The sequence below is a fragment of the Nocardia sp. CA-119907 genome (assembly GCF_050955995.1).
Classification (GTDB): Bacteria; Actinomycetota; Actinomycetes; order Mycobacteriales; family Mycobacteriaceae; genus Nocardia.
This window is the reverse complement of sequence record NZ_CP192091.1, coordinates 8442187-8462284: the sequence shown is the minus strand read 5'-3', so window position 1 is coordinate 8462284 and position 20098 is coordinate 8442187. Positions and strand designations below refer to the sequence as shown.

Sequence of the window (20098 nt, the reverse complement as noted above, 5' to 3'; positions counted from 1 at the left end):
GTTCCTAACTGATGTTGGGGTCGAAGGTGAAGATGACGTAGGTGCCGGCGCCCACGACCAGGATCATCGAAATGACCAGCAGAGTGTTCAGCCAGAACCGGGTCGAGTCCTTGCGCGAGTAGTCCGCGATCACGGTGCGCAGGCCGTTGCCGCCGTGCAGCTGGGCCAGCCAGAGCATGGACAGATCCCAGAACTGCCAGAACGGGCTGGACCACCGGCCCGCGACGAAGGCGAAGTTCAGTCGCTTCACGCCGCCGTCGAGCAGCAGCATGATCGCCATGTGGCCCAGGACCAGCACGATCAGCAGCAGGCCGGAGAAGCGCATGAACAGCCACGCGTACTTCTCGAAGTTGTTGTTGGAGCGGGCGCGCGGCGAGCGGGGCAGGTCCAGGCTCGCGGGCCGGTCGTACGACTTACCGAGAACAGGTGCGCTCATGATCAGTGCTCCGTGAACAGGTAGAAGAACTGGCGACCGACGGCCGGAACCACCAGCAGGAACCAGATGGCGAGAATCACCCAGAGCATCGTCTTCTGGTACTTCGGGCCCTTGCTCCAGAAGTCGACCAGGATCACGCGTACGCCGTTGAGCGCGTGGAACAGCACGCAGACGACAAGACCCATCTCCATCAGCGCGACGATGGGGTTCTTGTAGGTCTCGATGGCGCGGTTATAGGTATCGGGGCTGACCCGAACCAGCGCGGTGTCCAAGACGTGCACGAAGAGGAAGAAGAAGATGGTGACACCGGTGATCCGGTGCAGCGCCCACGACCACATTCCGGGGTCGCCTCGGTACAGCGTCTTCCGCTTCGGCTGTGCCGGAGCTTCTATCGTGGTCATAGAGTGCGGTGCCTCCAACGTCGTTGATGGACCCGGTTGCAAGTCCGAGGCAGGCGACGTGGATGTAAATGCCCAGGTGGCTGCGCTTTGCTGCTCCAAATAGCTCGCGCGGGGCCCGCCGCCGGGAACCTGAACCGATCTGATCTGGACTCTAATCCCCTCGCAATCGCGGAACTAATTCGGCGTACCGTGCGTTGCGCTACAGTCGAGCGAGTTAGGTTTACCTTTCTTGATGCGTGGAGGGTTCTGTCGTGGCCCTTGCGCGGGCAAGTGAAGCTCGGCTCATGAGGGGTTATCGATGTCGGAAATCGACTGGAAAGTATTGCGCGACAAGGCAATTCAAGTTATGCGCAATGCCTATGCGCCATACTCGCGGTTTCCGGTCGGCGCTGCGGCTCTCAGTTCGGACGGCCGAATTGTGAGCGGCTGCAATGTGGAAAATGTCTCATATGGATTAGGCCTGTGTGCCGAATGTGTACTCATCGGTAACTTATTCGCGGGCGGTGGCGGGCGGTTGCTCGCACTCTCCGTCACCGATTCTCGGGGCGAAATCCTGATGCCGTGCGGCCGTTGTCGTCAGCTGCTCTACGAACACGGCGGACCCGATCTCCTGGTGGACCACAAGGCCGGACCCGTTCCGCTGCGAAGCCTGCTGCCCGACGCCTTCGGGCCCGACGATCTGGATGCCGGGCAGCAGTAGGGCTGAGTGCCTCAGCAGTCTTCTTCGAGAACGGCGTCGATCTCGGAATCGGTCGTGGCCGTGATCCGCGAGACTTCGTCGGCGGGAACGCCGAGGTGCTCGAGGATTCGGCAGAAGCTTCTTTTCTGCACAATTTCGATTGCCGTGACGCGTCGCGTCAGTTTCAACTGGGACTCGCCGAAGCCCTCCTCGGCCTCGCGGATACGGGTCTCGAGATCCGTCACGCGGCGGTCCATGTGTGCGTGCGTCATTGCTCCCCCAAACGTCGACTCGATGATGCGCAGAGGCTATCGGAGGGCACCGACAAGTACCAGGGCTCGAGCGTGTCCCGTGCCAGACTGGCCGATGTGACGGCAGTGGACGCGGTTTCGATCATTACGGCCAAGCGGGACGGCGGGGAGCTGTCGGATGCGCAGATCGACTGGGTAGTGGACGGATTCACCAAGGGGGCGGTGGCCGACGAGCAGATGGCGGCGCTGGCGATGGCGATCGTGTGGCGGGGGATGACGCGGCGGGAGACCGCGCGATGGACGAATGCCATGATCGCGTCGGGGCGGCGGATGGACTTCACCGATCTGCCGCGGCCGACCGTGGACAAGCATTCCACCGGTGGGGTGGGCGACAAGATCACGCTGCCGCTCGCGCCAGTGGTCGCGGCATGTGGTGCGGCGGTGCCGCAGCTGTCGGGGCGCGGGCTCGGACATACCGGCGGGACGCTCGACAAGCTCGAGGCGATCCCGGGGTGGCGGGCCGATGTGCCGGTGGCGCGGATGCGGGAGATACTGGCCGATCCCGGCATCGGTGCGGTGGTGTGCGCGGCGGGCGCGGATCTCGCTCCGGCGGACAAGCGGCTGTACGCGCTGCGCGACGTGACGGGGACGGTGGAATCCATTCCGCTGATCGCCAGCTCGATCATGAGCAAGAAGATCGCCGAGGGCACCGCCGCGCTGGTGCTGGATGTCAAGGTCGGCTCGGGAGCCTTCCTGAAAACCTTGGACGGCGCACGCGAATTGGCAACGGCGATGGTCGAACTCGGCACCGATGCCGGGGTCCGGACGGTGGCACTGCTGACCGCGATGGACACCCCGCTCGGCCGCACCGCGGGCAATGCGCTCGAGGTCGCGGAGTCGGTGCAGGTGCTTGCGGGCGGCGGCCCCGCCGATGTGGTCGAACTGACGCTCACGCTCGCGCGCGAGATGGTCGCCCAGGCCGGACTCGATATCGACCCGGCCGATGTCCTCGCCGACGGTCGCGCGATGGACCACTGGCGCGCGATGGTCGAGGCGCAGGGCGGTGACCCGGACGCACCCCTGCCGCGCGCGAAGCACACCGAGATCGTGCGGGCCGACGAGGACGGAGTGCTCACCCGCCTCGACGCGATGGGCGTCGGCATCGCCGCGTGGCGACTCGGCGCGGGCCGCGCCCGGCAGGGCGATCCCGTCCAATTCGGCGCTGGCATCGAAATGCACGCCAAGCCCGGCGATTCCGTGAAAGCAGGCGCGCCCCTCCTCACCCTGCACACCGACACCCCCGCTGCCTTCCCCGGCGCCTTCGCTGCCCTCACCGACGCAATCACCATCGGAACCCCGCCCCCACCAGCCCCGCTGATCCTGGACCGCATCGCCCCCTGACCCAGCAATCTCCAGCACGGCATCGAATTCGCCTGGTGAACACGGCTCCGTCCACTGCGCGCGGGCTCGCTGCCGCGCGTGGATCGCTCGCTGTACGTGGTTGCTGCTGTCATGGTGCATCGATCGACTGGCATCCGATGCGCGGTGCAGCCAACTCAGCCGAGGTATACGCGAGTTGATTTGCGGCCCGCTGCGTTGTCGGCGGGGTTTGCGGGGCGGGTAGGAAACCGACCGCTACGTTGCCTCTTGACTGGTGTGGGGTGGTTTCCGCTACGGCATGGTGCGGCGATCTGCCACTCGAGCAGGCATATTGAGGGCGATGTCTCGGGTGAGGGCGGCGGAGAGCGCAATCACAGCCGCATGGAGGGGTCGGTGCGGCTAACGTGTGGTCATGACAGGACCGATGCCTTTGACGCTTGCCTCGATCCGCCAAGCTCCCAAGGCGCTGCTGCACGATCATCTCGACGGTGGTCTGCGGCCCGCGACGGTGTTGGAGCTCGCCGCCGATTGCGGTTACGACGACCTACCCGCCACCGATGAGGCCGCGCTGGCGGCGTGGTTCCGCGATGCGGCCGACAGCGGCTCGCTCGAGCTCTATCTGGAGACGTTCGCGCACACCGTCGCGGTGATGCAGACCCCGGAGGGCCTGCGCCGCGTCGCTCGGGAATGCGCGGAAGACCTCGCCGCCGATGGCGTGGTCTACGCCGAGGTGCGCTTCGCGCCAGAACAGCATCTGGAGCGCGGCCTGACGCTGGACGAGGTGGTCGAGCACACCCTCGCCGGATTCCGGCAGGGTGCGGCGGCCGCGGCCGCCGCGGGGCGCCCGATCGTGGTGATCTGCCTGCTCACCGCCATGCGGCATGCGGCACGTTCGCGTGAGATCGCCGAACTCGCGGTGCGCTGGCGCGATCGAGGCGTCGGCGGATTCGATATCGCGGGCGCGGAGGCGGGCTTCCCGCCCAGCCGCCACCTGGACGCCTTCGAATACATGCGAGCCAATAGCGCGCATTTCACCATTCACGCAGGTGAGGCGTTCGGATTGCCGTCCATCCACGAGGCGCTGGCGTTCTGCGGCTGCGATCGGCTCGGGCACGGCGTGCGGATCACCGACGACATCCACGTGCCGGGTGCGATCGAGGACGCCGAACTCGGTCTGGTCGCGAACTATGTGCGGGATATGCGAATTCCGCTGGAACTGTGTCCGTCCTCGAATGTGCAGACCGGTGCGGTCCCATCGCTGGACAAGCATCCCTTCGATCTGCTGGCGCGGCTGCGCTTCCGGGTCACGGTCAATACCGACAACCGCCTGATGAGCGATACCAGCATGAGCGAGGAGATGCTCAAACTGGTGGAAACCTTCGGCTACGGCTGGAGCGACCTCGAACGCTTCACCATCAACGCGATGAAGTCCGCATTCATCCCCTTCCCCGACCGCCTACGCATCATCGACGACATCATCAAGCCGGGCTACGCGGTCCTGCTCGGATAACGTTCCGCAGCAATGGGTTTCGTGCACCGGCCACGAAACCCATTGCCCAGCGGTCTCGAGCACGCCGGCCGCTCTGAGCGCTGTCCGCTGGTTTCGGGCGCACCCGACAGGTTCCTCGCCTGCGGTGACTCGGCGGCGAACCGGCTGAGGACGGCGTCGAGGTCGAGTGCGACGGCCATAGCGCTCCCAGTGCGCCGTCGCGAAGGGTACGGTCGGCGCGGATCTGCTCGCCTCGAGCCCGACCACCTCGACCCAGGTGATCACCTCGGCGCCGAACTCCGCCGCCTTACCCGCTGTCTTGGTTGTTGCCCGCTGGCGTCGAGCGCTGCTGGAGGAGCGCGGTGTGAACTTCCGGCGGCCCGCGAGTCGGTGATCGGCTGAGGATCGAGTTGACCTGAACTGGGAGATCTGCCATTTTCCGGTGCGCTGAACGCACCCAATGACGCGGCCGTTACCGTGGCTAAGTGTGACGATGGTGCTGATTCCGAGTCGATTCAATGGTCCGCCCGACTCTGGGAACGGCGGGTATGTGAGCGGCCTGCTGGCCGAGCGTGCGGGAACCGATGACGGTGCGGTGACCGTAATTCTGCGCAGCCCGCCGCCGCTGGAGACGCCGCTGCGGATTCGGGACGGCGAGTTGCTCGATGGCGAGACATTGGTCGCTCAAATGCGTGCGGGCGAATTCGAGCGCACCGCACCGCAACCCGTCGCGTATGCCGATGCTGCCGAGGCGTCGGGGTCCTATCAGAGCAACGATATGTTCGCGTCCTGCTTCGTCTGCGGCAGTGGCCGCGCCGATGGCCTGCGCATCGAAGCGGGTGTCGTCGGCGAAGGCCGCGTCGCCGCACCGTGGACCCCCGACGACTCACTGCCGATGGGCCCCGCGGTGCTGTGGGCCGCGATGGACTGTCCCGGTGGCTGGTCCCTCCCCGAAATGTTCGACCGCCCCGCCCTTCTCGGCTCCATGACCGCCGCCGTACACGACCTCCCCGAGATCGGTGAACCCTGCGTGGTGGTCGGGGAGAGTCACGGCGAGCAAGGCCGCAAGTCGTTCGCGTCCACCGCCGTATACGGCTCCGACAACCGTCTGCTCGGCCGAGCTGAACAGATTTGGATCCGATTGACCTAATCGCCGAGCCGCTCGACCACCGGCCACGATCCTGCTCGACTACCAGGACCACCGGATCGACGTGAGTATGTTCGGTCCAGTCGCAAGCCGTGTACTGATCGTGACCGGTAGGTGGTCGAATCCTTCCGTGCGTTGCGGGAGCCGACCGAAGACCACCACTGCACCATTCGTCCAGCGACCGATGCGATGCCCGAGACGGAGTGGGCTTCTGACGTTGCAAAATGCCGCCGATCCGCAATCGCGGGTCGGCGGCATGTGCTCGGTGTAGGCGGGCCTACTTCTGCGGTGTGAGTCGGGACTCGAAGTTTCGCTCCAGATCGCGCCAGCTCTGGGCTTCGGCGGTGAAGGGCGGGTTCGGGGCCATGCGGGTCGGGTCCGGGTTGAGCAGGTAGGAGACGTACCAGCCGAGCGGGGTCGACTGGGCGAGTGCCTGCTCGACAGTGTCGTCATCGGCGTAATCGGCGGCATCGGTGAACAACTCGACCGCCAGATCGAGCTGTTCGATATCGACCGCCTCCGGGCCCTCGCTCAGATCGTCGGCGAGTCCGGGCAGCACGTATACGTTCTCGTCGGTGACCTCGACCTCGAGCGATCCGTCGACCGCGGCGGTCTGCACGTCGGTGTAGGTGCTCACCCGCGCCAGATCGTGTTCGTGGTCATCGGCCAGGTAACGGGCCAGTGCGCGTTCGGAGCCGAAGACCGTGATGGCACCGTCCTTGCCGAGGAAGATCGGCTCGTCGTCGAGGTAGCAGCGCAACGTGAAGTAGCTGCCGTCGGAGGTGACGATCTTGACCGGGTCGATGCCGACCTCGTGCCAGAACGAATCGTCTTCCTCCTCGTCCTCGTCTTCTTCGTCCTCGTCGTCCGCATCGAGGTCGACGGATTCGAACTCCTCGTCCTCCTCGCTGTCGGCGGCGTCGTCGGCGTCTACGACGTTCTCCTCCGCAGCGAGCAGTTCGGCCTCCGCGACCGCGACCGCCTCGGCGTCGACCTCGGGGGTCTGCACCACGGAGTCGATGGCGTCGAGGACGTCGTCCCAGCCCTTGGCGATGGCGGCGCCGATCTGATCCCACAGCTCTTCGCCATCGCGCCCGACGAACGCGCTGACGCCACTGGCCAGCGCGCCGACCACCGGATGCGACCCGAAGAACTTGGTGACCGTCTCCAGCTCGCACACCTCGCCGATATTGCGCACCATGCTGAGCGTGTCGTCGAGTTCGGCGATGGTGTCCACATCGGGATCGCTCGCGACCAGCTCCGGCACACCGACCAGATCGAAGGTGAAGTTCTCCTCCGGCTCCAGTTCCACCGCCGAGAGCCCGGCCACGACCTTCCATGCGGGATGGTCGACAAGATCGTTATCGGAGTTGGTCCGAATGAACGCGGCCAGCTCCGCAACGGTCTCGAAACCGTAGAGGGAGTCCTCATGTCCGAGGAACGCCTCCCACTCGTCGTCACCGTCGCGCCAGCGCGGTGCCCACAGGGTGACGAGATCGCCGTCGGTCAGGCCGAGCTCGATCGGGACGATGTCTCCAGAAGCCATGTGCGGAAGCCTATCGACCTTCCGAGTCAGTGACTATCCGGCCCGCCCCCAACGCTTCCCTGAGCACCCTCCGGCGCCACCGCGAACGACTCGTTCAGTGTCGCAACGACCTTCGAACGCTGTGCGCCCGCGTCCTCGGCGGCCTGGCGACAGGCCCATACGATCAGCTGGCCGACCTCGGCGGGCGGCAGTGCGGTGACCGACTCCGACAGGCTCAGCGCGACCAGTGCGCCGTCGCTGTTCACCTCGACGCCAACCGTGCCATCCTCGGTGCGGAACCGGCCGTGCACCTGCTTCAGGCCGTACAGCGCGGCCTCGAGCGCCTCCAGTTTCGCGGTCGCGTTGGCGACCAACGCGTCCATCTCCGCGCTCATGCCCGCACCTCGCTGACGCTCGGTTCCGTCATGACCGCGATGGCGGCTCTGTCCTTTGTTCGCTCGCTGCGCTCGCTCATGCCCGCGCCTCACTCGACGTCAGCTCGTCTGCCATTGTGCTCATCGTCGGCTCGCTCATACCGGCCTCATCCAGCTCGTCGGTCCCGTGTCCGCGTCATCGATCCGGTCCAGCTCGTCCACCGCGGCCTGGCGGGTGGGCAGTCCGAGCTTGTCCAGGATGTCGGCGGGCATGCCAGCCTCGGCGAGCAGTTCGCGTCGGCGGGCTCGCGCGGCGACGGTGGAGCGCTTGGTGAGCCGCAGGATCTCATCGGCGAGAGTCTGTGCGCCGTAACGGTATTCGCTGCGCTCGAACTTGATCTCGATCGGCATGCCCTGATCGGTGGCACGGACCGAGATGGTGCCCGATCGGTTGCTGCTCGACGCCACCGTCACATTCGGTATCGGTGGGGTCTGGGGCTGGGACATTATTCGTTCGCTCCGCTCACTTAAGAGGTCGGCCGGTAGAAGCCGTAGAAGTTCATACCCATGTTGTCCGTTCGAACCGAGCTGATCTGGACCGGATTACCGGCCTCGACGAACTGCCCGTTGCCGATCACCATGGCGACGTGGCCATCCCAGACGGCCAGATCGCCCGGCATCAGATCGCCGGGTGACACCTGCATATGGCCGTTGCCCTGTTCCTGGGCCAGCCGGGGCAGATCGACGCCCGCTTCGCCGTAGGCGTATTGGGTGAGGCCGCTGCAGTCGAGTCCGGAGCCGGGCGAATTGCCACCCCACACATACGGCGTGCCGACGGCGCCGATGGCCGCCTTGACCGCCGTCGCCGCCTTCTCGTTCGGGGCCTCCACGACGCTGCCGTCGGGCAGTGTGATCTTCACACCCTTGCCCGAGGTCGACGACTGTCCGGTCCCGGTCGTGCTGCTGGTATTCGGTTTGGTGGTCGACGCCGTGCTCGCGGTCGTCGTGCTCGCTTTGCTGGCAGAGCTCATCAGGCTGCTCAGTACGCTGCCCGCACCGCTCGCGACAGTGCCCACGGTCGAGGACAACTGCGACGCACCCTGCGTGGCGGTGCTGACCGTGCTGGCGATATTGGACAGCGATGGCGTCGACGGTGCGGGCGTCAGCTCGTTCATCGACGCGGTCTGGGTATCCAGTTCATTGCGCACACGGCCGACCACATTCAGCCCCTGGCCGATGTGGTCGATCGCGGAGCTGACGAGCACCGTCAGACCCTCCGGTGTGGCCAGTGCCGGGCCGAGGCTCGTGGCCTGGTTCACGAACGACTGGACGATCCCGTTCAGATCCTTCTGGCCCGATTCGACCTGGGCGGCAGCCTGATTCACGACGGTGGCCATATCGTTGCCGCGGTCGGAAATGGTGGCGGCGGAGGTCTGCACCCGCAGCGCCTTCGCGGTGACGGCGTCGGCGGCCTCGCCGTCCCATGCGTTGTTCACCTGGTTGATGCTGTTGCGGCCGACCGCGTGCACCTGGTCGATGGCGGTGGAGGTGGAAGTCAGTGCGTCGGCGGGCCCGCCGGTGGGTAGGACGCCGGTGCCGAAGCTGGAGAGCAGGTCGAGCAGTGGCTGGACCAGGGCGCTGACATCGATCACCGCGTCACCCGTCCAGTCCGGTGGCGTTCAGCCCGGCGGCATTGTTCAGGTCGGTTTCCTCGAGTACGACGGCCGAACTGGTGGCCGCGCCGCCCATGCTCGCGAGCACCGCCGACAACTGACCGATGGACGCGACGTGCCCGGCGTGCGCAGCGGTATAGGCGGCCATGAAATCACCCCCGATCAAGCCCATGATGGGACCGAGGAGCGTGGGATCTGCGGCCGCGGCGCTCACCCCGGCGGCGGCTAGATCACCGGACATGGTTGCGGCGGTCGCGCCGTAGGCGGTTATGCCCTCGGTGTCCGCCGACATCTTTCGCATAGTGCTTCCCCCATCTGTTGTTCCCAGGCAGAGTACGTCATCCACCTAGTTCGACGCGCTGCCTTACCGATCGGTTCCAGCCGTTCGAAAAAAATTCGGGTGGAGGTTCGCCGCCGAACGCGATTTCGACCTTATCGTTCCCTCATGCGCACGCACACCGTGGACCATCCACTCGCCGCCGCCCTGCTGACCACGATGCGCGATGCCCGCACGGCAAATCCGGTTTTCCGTGCGGCACTGCGCGATCTCACCGGAATCCTGATCTACGAGGCGCTGCGCGAAGCGCCGGTGACCCATTTTCCGATCACCACGCCGGTGGCCAGCGCCGAAGGGACGCGCCTGGCACAGCCGCCGCTGTTGGTGCCGGTGCTGCGCGCCGGACTCGGCATGGTCGACGCGGCCGCCGAGCTGATCCCTGACGCCAGAGTCGGTTTCGTCGGCATCGCCCGCGACGAAACCACCCATCAGCCGGTCCCGTACATGGAGTCGCTGCCCGACGACCTGTCCGACCTGCCGGTCTTCGTCCTCGACCCGATGCTGGCCACCGGCGGCTCGATGCGCCACACCCTGCAGCTGCTCGCCGCCCGCGGCGCCACCGACATCACCGCGGTCTGCGTCGTCGCCGCCCCCGAAGGCATTGCCGCCCTTGCCGATTCGGGCCTGCCCGTGCGCCTGGTCACCGCTGTCGTCGATACCGGCCTCAACTCCGACGCCTATATCGTTCCCGGTCTAGGCGATGCGGGCGACCGTCAATTCGGCCCCCGCTGAGCGCGATAGAGATCCAGATCCGTTGCCCAGCAATCGGTGCGGTGCGAGGCCTTCATGACAACGCTGCGCAGAACGCTCGCAGTTCGGTGAGGCGTTGCTCGGCAGCGGTTCGTGCGGCAGCGAGGGCCGCCCGGTCGGTGACCGGTTCGACCACTTCCAGGTAGCACTTGAGTTTCGGCTCGGTGCCGGATGGGCGGACCACTATGCGGGAGCTGGATCCCTCGAAAATCAGTGCGTCGGTGCGCATGCGGCCACGGACCTGGAGCAGATCGGTGAATTTCACCGGTTCGGAGACGATTTCGTGGGGCGGGGCCGCGCGCAGTCGACTCACCAGATCCGCTGCGGCGGCCGGGGTCGGGAGGCGAAGGGCGACCTGGTCGGTGGCGTGCAGGCCGAATTCGACCGCGTAGTCGTCGAGTTCGTCGGCGAGAGTGCGGCCGGCGGTCTTCAGGCGGGCAACGAGGTCGGCGGCGAGCACCGCCGCGGAGATGCCGTCCTTATCGCGAACCGCGGCCGGGTCCACGCAGTGACCGATGGCCTCCTCGTAGGCGTAGACCAGACCGTCGCCCGCCCGGGCCAGCCATTTGAAGCCGGTCAGCGTTTCGGCATAGCGCGCGCCGCGGGCGGCGGCGAGCTTGGCGAGCAGTCGGGACGAAACGACGGTGGTCGCCACGAGCGAATCCGGCGGTGCGGTGCGCACTACGCAATCACCGAGCAGCACACCGGTTTCGTCGCCGCGCAGCATGCGCCAGCCGCCGTTGCGGCCCTGATCGTCGGGTATCGCGATGGCGCAGCGATCGGCGTCCGGGTCGAGGGCGATGGCGATATCCGCGCCGATCCGGGTGGCCGTGGCGAGCAGCAGATCGGTGGCGCCGGGCTCTTCGGGATTCGGGAAGGCGACGGTGGGGAAGTCGGCGTCGGGCGCGAACTGCTCACCGACGACGTGCACATGCTGGAATCCCGCCGCGGCCAAGGCTGCCACCGCCGTATCGCCGCCGACACCATGTAGCGGGGTCAAGACGATTCGGATGTCGGCGCGTTCGCCGGGCCCGCCGATCAACTCGGGCAGCCGGGCCACCCGATCGAGGTAGCGGCGCACCAGATCATCGTCGGCCGGGGTGACCGGCGTGCGGGCGATCGGTTCGGTGACCGCCTCGATGCAGCGCTCGATCTCGGTATCGGCCGGTGCGATCAGCTGCGAACCGCCGTCCAGATACACCTTGTAGCCGTTATCCGTCGCGGGATTGTGCGATGCGGTGATCTGCACTCCGGCAACGGCTCCCAGCTCACGCACCGCGTAGGCGACGATCGGCGTCGGCAGCGGGCGGGGCAGCAGCGTCACCGGAAACCCGGCGGCCGCAAAGATTTCCGCGGTGGCGATGGCGAATTCGGCGGAGCCGTGCCGGGCGTCGCGTCCGACGACCACCGCGCCGCCGCCCAGGCAGCGCCCGCGCAACCAGTCCACCAGCCCCGCCGTCGCCCGGCTGACCGTATCCAGGTTCATGCCGTCGGGGCCGTCCTGCAGCGGCCCGCGGAGCCCGGCGGTGCCGAAGCGCAGCATCTAGAGCCGTTCCAGTACGCCGCGCAGCAGTTTGCCGAGTCGCGGTGCGGCCGCATGTCCTTCGGCGAGCACCTCGGCATGGGACAGATGCGCACCCGTGACGCCCGCGGCGAGGTTGGTGACCAGTGAAATGCCGAGCACCCGGGCGCCGAGCGCGCGCGCCGCGATCACCTCGAGCACCGTCGACATGCCGACCAGATCCGCGCCCATGGTGCGCAGCATCCGGATCTCGGCGGGCGTCTCGTACTGTGGTCCGGTCAGACCCGCATAGACGCCCACGGTCAGACTCGGGTCGATTTCCCTTGCCAGCGCCCGCAATTCGGGATCCCACGCGTCGACGAGATCGACAAAGGTCGCGCCGGTCAATGGTGTGCGGCCGGTGAGATTGAGATGGTCGCCGATGAGAACCGGATCACCCACGCGCAACCCGTCGCGGATCCCGCCCGCGGCATTGGTGAGCACCACGGTTTCCGCGCCCGCCGCGATCGCGGCACACACCGGATGCACGACCTCACTCGGCTGATACCCCTCGTACAGATGCTGACGTCCCATCAGCAGCAGCACCGGAGTGTTGTCGACGGCGACGGAATGCACCATCCCGACATGCCCTTGGGCGCTGGGTGTCCCGAATCCGGGCAGCTCCGGCATCGGTATCGACGCACGCGGCGCACCGATCTCCGCGGCCGCGTCCTGCCAGCCCGATCCGAGCACCACCGCGACCCGGTGCCGCTCCACTCCCGTACGTTCGGCAATCGCCTTCGCGGCCTGTTCGGCAAGCATGAAGATCACGATAGCTCTATCTGATTTGCAGCGCCTGCGGCGCTGCGTGTTCGCGGCCCCCTGGTGTCTCGCGTCCGAGCCGTCGAGAATCGCGACGGCGTCGCATGCGCTTCGACGGCTCGGACGCGAGACGGGCCGCGAATGGTCGCTCGTAAGACTCGCTCCGTGGTGGTTGCCTCGAGCGGGTAGTTCGGTGCCCGAGGTGCACTGTCCGGTGGTCGAGGTTCGTGCCTGCGGCGCATGCGCTTCGACGACTTGGACGCGAGACGGGCCGCGGGACTCGCTTCGGGGCTGGGACGGGAGTGCGGCTTGCCGGTGGTCGCATCTGCCTTTGGCCGCTCGGCCACGGGGGACCCCGAATGATGACGCGTCAGACTCGTGGCGACAGGTTGGGGGGCCCATCGCCGCGCACGTGGGACGTGAGCACAGGCCCGCCGAAGGTTTGCTACCCGCGAGTAGGTGTGCTGCCGTATACCCGTTACGCTGCACGCATGCCGTATCTGGAACGTGAAGGGGATGTGTTCGTCGTCTACCTCGGGAGCGAGGGGCGGACCGACAGCGAGAACCGTTTCCATCCGGATTGGATCGATGAATTCCACGGGCTGCTCGACCAGGTGGAGGCGTCCGAGGGGCCGGCGGCGCTGGTCACCACGGCGACCGGGAAGTTCTACAGCAATGGCCTCGATACCGACTGGCTGTTCGGCAATGTGGACAAGATGCACGGCTACCTCGACCGGGTGCACAGCATCTACACCAGACTGCTCACCTTCCAGATGCCGACGGTGGCCGCCGTCAACGGCCACGCCTTCGGCGCCGGCGCCATGCTGGCCACCTCGCACGACTTCCGGGTGATGCGCGCCGACCGCGGTTTCTGGTGCCTGCCCGAGGTGCACCTCGGCATGCCGTTCACCGTCGGCATGAACGCGCTGCTCACCGAGCGACTGACCAACCAGGTCTGCGTACAGGCCATGACCGCGGGTCACCGCTTCGCCGCCGACGCGGCCATCACCGCGGGCATTGTCGATGCGAAAGCCGATGCTGATGAGTTGCTGAAGTCCGCGATCGAGCGTGCCGCCGCACTCGCGGCAAATCGCAAGCCGAATCTGCCGGTGATCAAGCGCGCGCTGCACGCCAAGGCGCTCGCCGGTCTCGCTTCCCCCACGACGCCGGAGAATCTGGCGTTCGCCGGGGAATAACCTCAGGCTGATCGCAATCCCGGGCGTGCGCCAGCGCATCGCGCCCGGGCGCAGGGTGCACTCGATCGGCTGCGCAGTGCAACACTGTGTGCCATGCCACCACCGCGCAGCGGGCAGCCCGAACCACGCACGGACGACCAGGTCGCGCGCGCCGTCGGCGACTGCGCGCCGGTCGGTCCGGACGGCACGGATTCGGCGGCCTCGGATGCCGCGATCCTGGCCGCGGCGGCCGAACTGATCGCACTCTCGCATTCCATCCACGCCGAACCCGAGTTGGCCTTCGAGGAGACCCGTAGCGTCGCCAAGACCATCGCGCCGCTGGCCGCGCGCGGCTTCGAGATCGAGACCGGCATCGCCGAACTGCCGACCGCATTCCGCGCCAGCTACGGATCCGGCGAGCTCACCGTGGGTATCTGCGCCGAGTACGACGCGCTGCCCGAGATCGGACATGCCTGCGGACACAACATCATCGCCGCCTCCGCGGTCGGCGCCGGGCTGGGCCTGGCCGAGGTGGCCGATGCGCTGGGCATCACCGTCGTCGTCTTCGGCACGCCCGCCGAGGAGAGCGGCGGCGGCAAGGTGCTGATGCTGGAGCGCGGCGTTTTCGACGATGTCGCGATGGCGCTGATGGTGCACCCCGGCCCCTTCGATATCGTCGACGCGCGTTCGCTGGCGCTGGCGGATCTGTCGGTGGTGTTCCACGGACTCGAGGCGCATGCGAGTGCCGCGCCGGAATTGGGCCGAAATGCGGGCGACGCGGTGACCGTCGCACAGGTTGCTCTGGGATTGCTACGTCAGCATCTCCAACCTGGACAGCAACTGCACGGTATAGTCAGCGACGGTGGCGTAGCCCCCAACATCGTTCCCGGACGTGCGGAACTGCTGTATTACCTACGTGCAGTCGACTCCGCATCCCTCGACGATCTGATGCGACGGGCGTCGGCTTGTTTCGAGGCGGGTGCGCTGGCGACCGGCTGCACGCACGAAATCCGAACGGTTGCGCCGACATATACCGAGCTAACCCCCGATTCGGCATTACTGTGTGCCTACCGCGAGCAGATCATCGGCTTGGGCCGGGTGCCGATCGCACCGGAACTCGAGGCGCAGCGACCGCTCGGAAGTACAGATATGGGCAATGTCACCAACGTCATTCCGGGCATCCATCCGGTCATAGGCATCGACGCCGGTGGGGCGGTGACGCATCAGCCCGGCTTCGCCGCGGCGAGTATCAACGCCTCGGCGGATCGCGCGGTGACCGACGGTGCGATCGCTCTCGCGCGTACCGCTATCGCGGTGGCCCGCGATGCAATACATAGAGACAGGTTGTTGCAACGGCTCGTTCAACGACAGGAGGACATTCGGTGAGCAGTACCGGCCGCCCTGCGGCGCGCGCGGGGGGTCCCGAGGCGGCAGCGCGCGTGATCACGGTTGATCCGCGCAGCGCCGCTGTGGACATCGCACAGACCGGGCAGGAAGCGGTCGAGGCGTGGCTCGCCGAGCACACCGTCGACCTCGTCCAATGGCGCAGGCATATCCACGCCAACCCGGAGCTGTCCCGCACCGAATTCGCGACCACCGAGTTCGTCGCCTCATGGCTGACCAAAGCCGGGCTGACGCCCCAGAAGATGCCCAACGGCACCGGAGTGCTCTGTGACATCGGTCCGGTGGACGCACCGCGGATCGGATTGCGCGCCGATATGGACGCGCTCCCCCTGCAGGAGTTCACCGGGCTCAGCTTCGCCTCGACCGTCCCCGGCGTCTCGCATGCCTGTGGACACGACGCGCACACCGCGATCGTGCTCGGCACCGCGCTCGCGCTGGCCGATCAGGAGTTGCCGGTCGGCGTGCGATTCGTCTTCCAGCCCGCCGAAGAGATGATGCCGGGCGGTGCGATCGATATGGTCGCCGCCGGTGCGATGGAGGGCGTCGACCGGATCTTCGCGCTGCACTGCGATCCGCGCCTCGAGGTCGGCCGGGTCGGCATCCGGGTCGGTGCGATCACCTCGGCCGCCGACACCATCGAATTGGTGCTCGATTCGCCGGGTGGGCACACCTCGCGCCCGCATCTGACCAGCGACCTGGTCTATGCCATCGGTACCGTGATCACCGGGCTGCCCGGGCTGCTCAGCCGCCGCATCGATCCGCGCACCAGCACCGTCATGGTGTGGGGCGCGGTCAGTGCCGGTAAGGCGCCCAATGCGATTCCACAGACCGGCATGCTCACCGGCACCATCCGGACCGGCGATCACGCGACCTGGTCGCTGCTGGAACCGATGGTGCGCGAGATCGTGGACGGCCTGCTCGCCCCGACCGGGGTGCGCTACCAGCTGAACTACAAGCGGGGCGTGCCGCCGGTGGTCAATGACGAGCAGTCGACCCGGATGTTCGAGGACGCGATCCGCGCACTCGGCCCCGACGCGCTCGCCGACACCATGCAGTCCGGCGGCGGTGAGGATTTCTCCTGGTACCTGGAGGAGGTGCCCGGTGCGATGGCCCGCCTCGGGGTCTGGTCCGGGCACGGCGAACAGCTGGATCTGCACCAGCCGACATTCGATATCGATGAGCGCGCGCTCGCGGTCGGTGTCCGGGTGCTCAGCAAGATCGTGCTGAACGCGGGCTGACCGCAAATACTGGGAAGCGGCCGATCCGGACGGATCGGCCGCTTTCGTTTCCGCTCAACTGCCGAAGAAGCCGGGGCCGACGTTCTTACTGTTGCGCGTGCGCAGTGCGTGCACGTATTCCGCTGGTGCGCCGGCCTTTTCGGCCGCGTCCGCGATCACACCGATATACCGGGCGGAGGGTAGGCCGCCCTCGTAGGCGTCGAGTACGTACAACCAGGCGAGGATCGGGTCGGAACCACTGCCCGGGCTCGGCGTGACGCGCAGCCGGACCTTGCGGTGGATGCCGAAGTCGGAGCCCTCCCAGCGATCGAGGCGCTGTTCATCCTCGGGGGATACGTCGTACAGCACGACGAACACCCGGGAGTCCGGCTCCTCGACGACGGTCGCCAGCGGGCCCTCCCAGCCGATGTCGTCTCCGCTGAAGGTGAGGCGCCAGCCCTCTAACCATCCTGTCCCGGACATCGGGGAGTGCGGACAGCGCTCGAGCATCTGGGACGAGTCCATGTTCGACCCGTAGGCGGCGTAGATCGGCACGAGGCAAGGGTATCCAATAACCTGCGCACATCGTCTCTATCCCGGCGAGATGACCGTGTGTTCGCCAGCTAACGTTGTTTACCGGCACCGGAGATCCCGGTCGAACAGCTCGAGCGGAGGTATCCATGACCCGCATAGCGATCATCGGTGGCGGACCGGCCGGTTATGAAGCGGCCTTGGTTGCGTCCCAACACGGAGCAACGGTCACCCTCATCGACTGCGACGGCATCGGCGGGGCATGTGTCCTGTGGGACTGTGTGCCGTCCAAGACCTTCATCGCCTCCACCGGCGTACGCACCGATCTGCGTCGCGCCCGTGACCTGGGCATAACCCTCGATCCGAGTCAGGCGCAGATCGAATTGGGTGAGGTGAACGCCCGTGTGAAGGCGCTCGCGCTCGCCCAGTCCTCCGATATCCGATCCAAGGTGCAGGCCGCCGGAGTGACGGTGCTCGCCGGACGTGGAGAGCTCAGCGATGGGGCCACCGGGTTGGCCGCGCATCGCGTTCGCGCGCTGCTGGCCGATGGCACCGAGGAGACCATCGAGGCCGAAGTTGTGTTGATCGCCACTGGTGCGAGCCCGCGCGTGTTGCCCGGCGCCGAGCCCGACGGCGAGCGCATCCTGAACTGGCGTCAGCTCTACGACCTGGAAGAACTGCCGGAGACCCTGGTGGTGGTCGGTTCCGGTGTGACCGGTGCCGAATTCGTGTCCGCCTATACCGAGATGGGCGTCCAGGTGAAGTTGGTCTCGAGCCGCGACCGCGTGCTGCCCGGCGAGGACGCCGATGCCGCGCTGGTACTCGAAGACGCACTCGCCGAACGCGGTGTCGAACTGGTCAAGCATGCGCGCGCCGATGCGGTGGAGCGCACCGCCGAGGGCATCGTGGTCAAACTTTCCGACGGCCGCACCGTCACCGGCACCCATGCGCTGATGACCGTCGGCTCGATCCCGAACACCGACGGCCTCGGACTGGATCGGGTCGGCATCGAACTCGACCGCGGCGGGTACCTGCGGGTGGACCGGGTGTCGCGGACTTCGGTGCCCGGTATCTACGCGGCGGGCGACTGCACCGGTCTGCTGCCGCTGGCCTCGGTGGCCGCGATGCAGGGCCGCATCGCGATGTACCACGCGCTGGGCGAGGGCGTCAGCCCGATCCGGCTGAAGACGGTCGCCTCGGCGGTCTTCACCCGACCGGAGATCGCGACCGTCGGCGTGAGCCAGACCGCCATCGATAACGGCGAGGTACCCGCGCGCACAGTGATGCTGCCGCTGAACACCAATCCGCGGGCCAAGATGTCGGGTCTGCGCCGGGGTTTCGTGAAGATCTTCTGTCGGCCCGCGACCGGTGTGGTCATCGGCGGCGTGGTCGTCGCTCCGATCGCCTCGGAGCTCATCCTCCCGATCGCCTTGGCGGTGCAGAACAATCTGACCGTCGGCGATCTCGCCCAGACCTTCTCGGTGTACCCATCGCTCACCGGCTCGGTCACCGAGGCCGCGCGCCTGCTCATGCGTCACGACGACCTGGACTAACAGCGCTGTGTTCGATTTGCCGCGCCTGCGGCGCGGCGTATTCGCGGCCCCCTTTTGTCTGGAACGTCGCGCGTAGAACTCGCTCCGTGCCGGCCGGATTGTCGGTCGATCTCGAGTGCCCCGAGTCTTATTGTCTTGTCTGGACTTTCACCGCGTTGCCAGTCCGCCGCGCATGTGGTTCACTTCCCGGCAGAGATGCGATCGGCGGGCGATCGCGAGGTTCTGTGTGGGGGGATCGATCCTTTCCAACGGGAACGGCGAACGGCCGCTTGGTCGTTCGCCGGTCCTCGTTTGTGGGCTAAGCGTCTCACCAGGGATAACTGCGTGCGACCCACCGGTCGCACACGGGAAGGGATTGCGAAAAGTGAAACATCGTAAGCCGAGTCGGGCGCAGCGAGCGATGGCGAGCACGTCGTTGCCACTGGCCACCGCGGCGGCCGTGGCCACTCTCTTCGCGGCACCGGCGGGGGCGGTTCCGGATCAGCCGAGTACACCGACCACCCCGGCACCGGCTCCGGCCGATCCGGGCACCACGGCGCCCACTGATCAGGGCCAGCCGGAGACCACCAAGCCGGACCCGGGCAAGCCGGATACCAAGCCGTCGCCGAGCCAGCCGACACCGAGTCAGCCGGGCGTCACGACGCCGGATCCGAACCAGGTGATGCCGAATCCGCCGAAGGATCCGAAGCTGTCCGTGCCGACCCAGCCGGGTGTCACCACCCCGCGCGTCGCGCCGCTGCCGGTCCCGGGTCAGACCGGACCCGCGGTTCCCGCGGTCGTACCGGAAACGGCTCCCGGCACCGCGCCGAAGCCCGCCCAGCCCGGCACCACCGGACCGGGTGCGTCGACTCCGAGCGATCCGAATGCCAGGGCCGCGCAGCAGCCGGAGACCGAGACGCTGGTGCAGCAGCCGCGCTGGGAGGCTCCGCGTTTCCAGCAGGCCCCGGCCGCACCGGTCGTCGAGATGGACGGTCCGCACCAGGAGATCGGCGCCAATATCGACGGTGGCAGCCTGGCGCCCGGCTACGTGGCCAACACCCACCACTTCAACAATGCCGCTGGCTACGTTGGCACCGTCGGATACCGCACCCCGACCGGGCAGGGCGAGGCCGGTGTCTCGGTGGAATACGTCGGAGCCAACACCGTCAAGGTGACCACCTACACCGGTGGTGAGGGCTTGGCCGACAACAAGACCGAGGTGATCCTCGACACCACGCAGGCGAATATGGCCAAGGCCGCTGTCGAGCACTGGATTCGGGAACAGCCGGGTGGCGCGGCTGCGCTCGAGGCCGCCGCGCAAGTTAAACTTCCGGTGCCGCCAGGCGAACTGGCTCCGCAGACGGTCAACGTTGCCGGGGTCACCACCCAGTGGGGTGGGTCACTCCAGTACTGACACGAGCTGATTCGACGGGTGGGGCGGTCGTTCGCGACCGCCCCACACGTGTGTCCTGGG

General features: G+C 67.0%; 21 protein-coding genes. 10 read left to right on the top strand and 11 right to left on the bottom strand.

All coding sequences use genetic code 11. From position 1 onward, the window contains the following. Positions 1 to 4: 4 nt before the first annotated feature. Both ACQP2D_RS38235 and sdhC read right to left on the bottom strand, forming a co-directional pair. Complete coding sequence (locus tag ACQP2D_RS38235; RefSeq protein WP_433680783.1) at positions 5 to 436, bottom strand: succinate dehydrogenase hydrophobic membrane anchor subunit; 432 nt, start codon at positions 434 to 436, stop codon at positions 5 to 7. A 2-nt stretch (positions 437 to 438) separates the two neighbouring features. Continuing rightward, positions 439 to 837 (bottom strand): succinate dehydrogenase, cytochrome b556 subunit, encoded by a 399-nt coding sequence (gene sdhC / locus ACQP2D_RS38230; RefSeq protein ID WP_433680782.1) that lies wholly within the window; start codon positions 835 to 837, stop codon positions 439 to 441. Positions 838 to 1135: 298 nt separating this feature from the next. On the opposite strand from sdhC, the gene ACQP2D_RS38225 reads away from it, so the two are divergent. Continuing rightward, complete coding sequence (locus ACQP2D_RS38225) at positions 1136 to 1537, top strand: cytidine deaminase (protein WP_433680781.1); 402 nt, start codon at positions 1136 to 1138, stop codon at positions 1535 to 1537. Between the two features lie 11 nt (positions 1538 to 1548). On the opposite strand, the gene ACQP2D_RS38220 is transcribed toward ACQP2D_RS38225, so the two are convergent. Beyond that, complete coding sequence (locus tag ACQP2D_RS38220; RefSeq protein ID WP_433680780.1) at positions 1549 to 1761, bottom strand: hypothetical protein; 213 nt, start codon at positions 1759 to 1761, stop codon at positions 1549 to 1551. 123 nt (positions 1762 to 1884) lie between these two features. Between ACQP2D_RS38220 and ACQP2D_RS38215 the strand changes: the two genes are divergently transcribed. From ACQP2D_RS38215 to ACQP2D_RS38205, 3 genes are all read left to right on the top strand, one after another. Continuing rightward, complete coding sequence (locus tag ACQP2D_RS38215; RefSeq protein ID WP_433680779.1) at positions 1885 to 3168, top strand: thymidine phosphorylase; 1284 nt, start codon at positions 1885 to 1887, stop codon at positions 3166 to 3168. Between the two features lie 391 nt (positions 3169 to 3559). Next, positions 3560 to 4657, top strand: coding sequence for an adenosine deaminase (locus ACQP2D_RS38210; protein WP_433680778.1), 1098 nt, complete (start codon positions 3560 to 3562; stop codon positions 4655 to 4657). A 472-nt stretch (positions 4658 to 5129) separates the two neighbouring features. Next, positions 5130 to 5786, top strand: a complete 657-nt coding sequence (locus tag ACQP2D_RS38205; protein ID WP_433685890.1) for a hypothetical protein — start codon at positions 5130 to 5132, stop codon at positions 5784 to 5786. 274 nt (positions 5787 to 6060) lie between these two features. Here the strand turns inward: ACQP2D_RS38205 and ACQP2D_RS38200 are convergent, their stop codons facing one another. From ACQP2D_RS38200 to ACQP2D_RS38180, 5 genes are all read right to left on the bottom strand, one after another. Further along, on the bottom strand, positions 6061 to 7329 hold the full coding sequence (locus ACQP2D_RS38200; protein WP_433680777.1) for a primosomal protein: 1269 nt from the start codon (positions 7327 to 7329) through the stop codon (positions 6061 to 6063). Between the two features lie 26 nt (positions 7330 to 7355). Continuing rightward, positions 7356 to 7703 carry a YbaB/EbfC family nucleoid-associated protein gene (locus ACQP2D_RS38195; RefSeq protein WP_433680776.1) on the bottom strand — a complete coding sequence of 116 codons (348 nt, stop codon included), beginning with the start codon at positions 7701 to 7703 and terminating at the stop codon, positions 7356 to 7358. 135 nt (positions 7704 to 7838) lie between these two features. Further along, positions 7839 to 8189, bottom strand: a complete 351-nt coding sequence (locus tag ACQP2D_RS38190; RefSeq protein ID WP_354961722.1) for a hypothetical protein — start codon at positions 8187 to 8189, stop codon at positions 7839 to 7841. Positions 8190 to 8209: 20 nt separating this feature from the next. Further along, entirely contained in the window at positions 8210 to 9334 is a 1125-nt protein-coding gene (locus tag ACQP2D_RS38185; protein ID WP_433680775.1) for an NlpC/P60 family protein, read from the bottom strand. 4 nt (positions 9335 to 9338) lie between these two features. Further along, positions 9339 to 9647 (bottom strand): hypothetical protein, encoded by a 309-nt coding sequence (locus ACQP2D_RS38180; protein ID WP_433680774.1) that lies wholly within the window; start codon positions 9645 to 9647, stop codon positions 9339 to 9341. A 153-nt stretch (positions 9648 to 9800) separates the two neighbouring features. Here ACQP2D_RS38180 and upp point away from each other — a divergent pair, with 153 nt between their 5' ends. Continuing rightward, positions 9801 to 10424 carry a uracil phosphoribosyltransferase gene (upp, locus tag ACQP2D_RS38175; protein ID WP_433680773.1) on the top strand — a complete coding sequence of 208 codons (624 nt, stop codon included), beginning with the start codon at positions 9801 to 9803 and terminating at the stop codon, positions 10422 to 10424. Between the two features lie 52 nt (positions 10425 to 10476). Here upp and ACQP2D_RS38170 read toward each other — a convergent pair whose 3' ends face one another. Next, positions 10477 to 11985 carry a phospho-sugar mutase gene (locus tag ACQP2D_RS38170; RefSeq protein ID WP_433680772.1) on the bottom strand — a complete coding sequence of 503 codons (1509 nt, stop codon included), beginning with the start codon at positions 11983 to 11985 and terminating at the stop codon, positions 10477 to 10479. Continuing rightward, positions 11986 to 12765 (bottom strand): purine-nucleoside phosphorylase, encoded by a 780-nt coding sequence (locus tag ACQP2D_RS38165; protein WP_433680771.1) that lies wholly within the window; start codon positions 12763 to 12765, stop codon positions 11986 to 11988. A 491-nt stretch (positions 12766 to 13256) separates the two neighbouring features. On the opposite strand from ACQP2D_RS38165, the gene ACQP2D_RS38160 reads away from it, so the two are divergent. From ACQP2D_RS38160 to ACQP2D_RS38150, 3 genes are all read left to right on the top strand, one after another. Next, positions 13257 to 13961 carry an enoyl-CoA hydratase-related protein gene (locus tag ACQP2D_RS38160; protein WP_433680770.1) on the top strand — a complete coding sequence of 235 codons (705 nt, stop codon included), beginning with the start codon at positions 13257 to 13259 and terminating at the stop codon, positions 13959 to 13961. 93 nt (positions 13962 to 14054) lie between these two features. Further along, positions 14055 to 15326, top strand: a complete 1272-nt coding sequence (locus ACQP2D_RS38155; protein WP_433680769.1) for a M20 family metallopeptidase — start codon at positions 14055 to 14057, stop codon at positions 15324 to 15326. 89 nt (positions 15327 to 15415) lie between these two features. Then, on the top strand, positions 15416 to 16582 hold the full coding sequence (locus tag ACQP2D_RS38150) for a M20 family metallopeptidase (RefSeq protein WP_433685889.1): 1167 nt from the start codon (positions 15416 to 15418) through the stop codon (positions 16580 to 16582). A 54-nt stretch (positions 16583 to 16636) separates the two neighbouring features. On the opposite strand, the gene ACQP2D_RS38145 is transcribed toward ACQP2D_RS38150, so the two are convergent. Next, the gene (locus tag ACQP2D_RS38145; RefSeq protein WP_433680768.1) at positions 16637 to 17116 is read right to left on the bottom strand and encodes a gamma-glutamylcyclotransferase; all 480 of its coding nucleotides are present in this window, start codon (positions 17114 to 17116) and stop codon (positions 16637 to 16639) included. 125 nt (positions 17117 to 17241) lie between these two features. Between ACQP2D_RS38145 and ACQP2D_RS38140 the strand changes: the two genes are divergently transcribed. After that, positions 17242 to 18645, top strand: coding sequence for an NAD(P)H-quinone dehydrogenase (locus tag ACQP2D_RS38140; RefSeq protein WP_433680767.1), 1404 nt, complete (start codon positions 17242 to 17244; stop codon positions 18643 to 18645). 400 nt (positions 18646 to 19045) lie between these two features. Next, complete coding sequence (locus tag ACQP2D_RS38135) at positions 19046 to 20038, top strand: hypothetical protein (RefSeq protein ID WP_433680766.1); 993 nt, start codon at positions 19046 to 19048, stop codon at positions 20036 to 20038. Positions 20039 to 20098: the final 60 nt, after the last annotated feature.

What these genes read in the sequence shown, in the direction of transcription:
- ACQP2D_RS38205 (WP_433685890.1), top strand. Translation starts at nt 5,130, where the DNA reads ATGGTGCTGATTCCGAGTCGATTCAATGGTCCGCCCGACTCTGGGAAC.
- ACQP2D_RS38135 (WP_433680766.1), top strand. Translation starts at nt 19,046, where the DNA reads ATGGCGAGCACGTCGTTGCCACTGGCCACCGCGGCGGCCGTGGCCACT.
- ACQP2D_RS38235 (WP_433680783.1), bottom strand. Translation starts at nt 436, where the DNA reads ATGAGCGCACCTGTTCTCGGTAAGTCGTACGACCGGCCCGCGAGCCTG.
- ACQP2D_RS38170 (WP_433680772.1), bottom strand. Translation starts at nt 11,985, where the DNA reads ATGCTGCGCTTCGGCACCGCCGGGCTCCGCGGGCCGCTGCAGGACGGC.
- ACQP2D_RS38160 (WP_433680770.1), top strand. Translation starts at nt 13,257, where the DNA reads ATGCCGTATCTGGAACGTGAAGGGGATGTGTTCGTCGTCTACCTCGGG.
- ACQP2D_RS38180 (WP_433680774.1), bottom strand. Translation starts at nt 9,647, where the DNA reads ATGTCGGCGGACACCGAGGGCATAACCGCCTACGGCGCGACCGCCGCA.
- upp (WP_433680773.1), top strand. Translation starts at nt 9,801, where the DNA reads ATGCGCACGCACACCGTGGACCATCCACTCGCCGCCGCCCTGCTGACC.
- ACQP2D_RS38200 (WP_433680777.1), bottom strand. Translation starts at nt 7,329, where the DNA reads ATGGCTTCTGGAGACATCGTCCCGATCGAGCTCGGCCTGACCGACGGC.
- ACQP2D_RS38210 (WP_433680778.1), top strand. Translation starts at nt 3,560, where the DNA reads ATGACAGGACCGATGCCTTTGACGCTTGCCTCGATCCGCCAAGCTCCC.
- ACQP2D_RS38195 (WP_433680776.1), bottom strand. Translation starts at nt 7,703, where the DNA reads ATGAGCGCGGAGATGGACGCGTTGGTCGCCAACGCGACCGCGAAACTG.
- ACQP2D_RS38140 (WP_433680767.1), top strand. Translation starts at nt 17,242, where the DNA reads ATGACCCGCATAGCGATCATCGGTGGCGGACCGGCCGGTTATGAAGCG.
- ACQP2D_RS38165 (WP_433680771.1), bottom strand. Translation starts at nt 12,765, where the DNA reads ATGCTTGCCGAACAGGCCGCGAAGGCGATTGCCGAACGTACGGGAGTG.
- ACQP2D_RS38155 (WP_433680769.1), top strand. Translation starts at nt 14,055, where the DNA reads ATGCCACCACCGCGCAGCGGGCAGCCCGAACCACGCACGGACGACCAG.
- sdhC (WP_433680782.1), bottom strand. Translation starts at nt 837, where the DNA reads ATGACCACGATAGAAGCTCCGGCACAGCCGAAGCGGAAGACGCTGTAC.
- ACQP2D_RS38225 (WP_433680781.1), top strand. Translation starts at nt 1,136, where the DNA reads ATGTCGGAAATCGACTGGAAAGTATTGCGCGACAAGGCAATTCAAGTT.
- ACQP2D_RS38190 (WP_354961722.1), bottom strand. Translation starts at nt 8,189, where the DNA reads ATGTCCCAGCCCCAGACCCCACCGATACCGAATGTGACGGTGGCGTCG.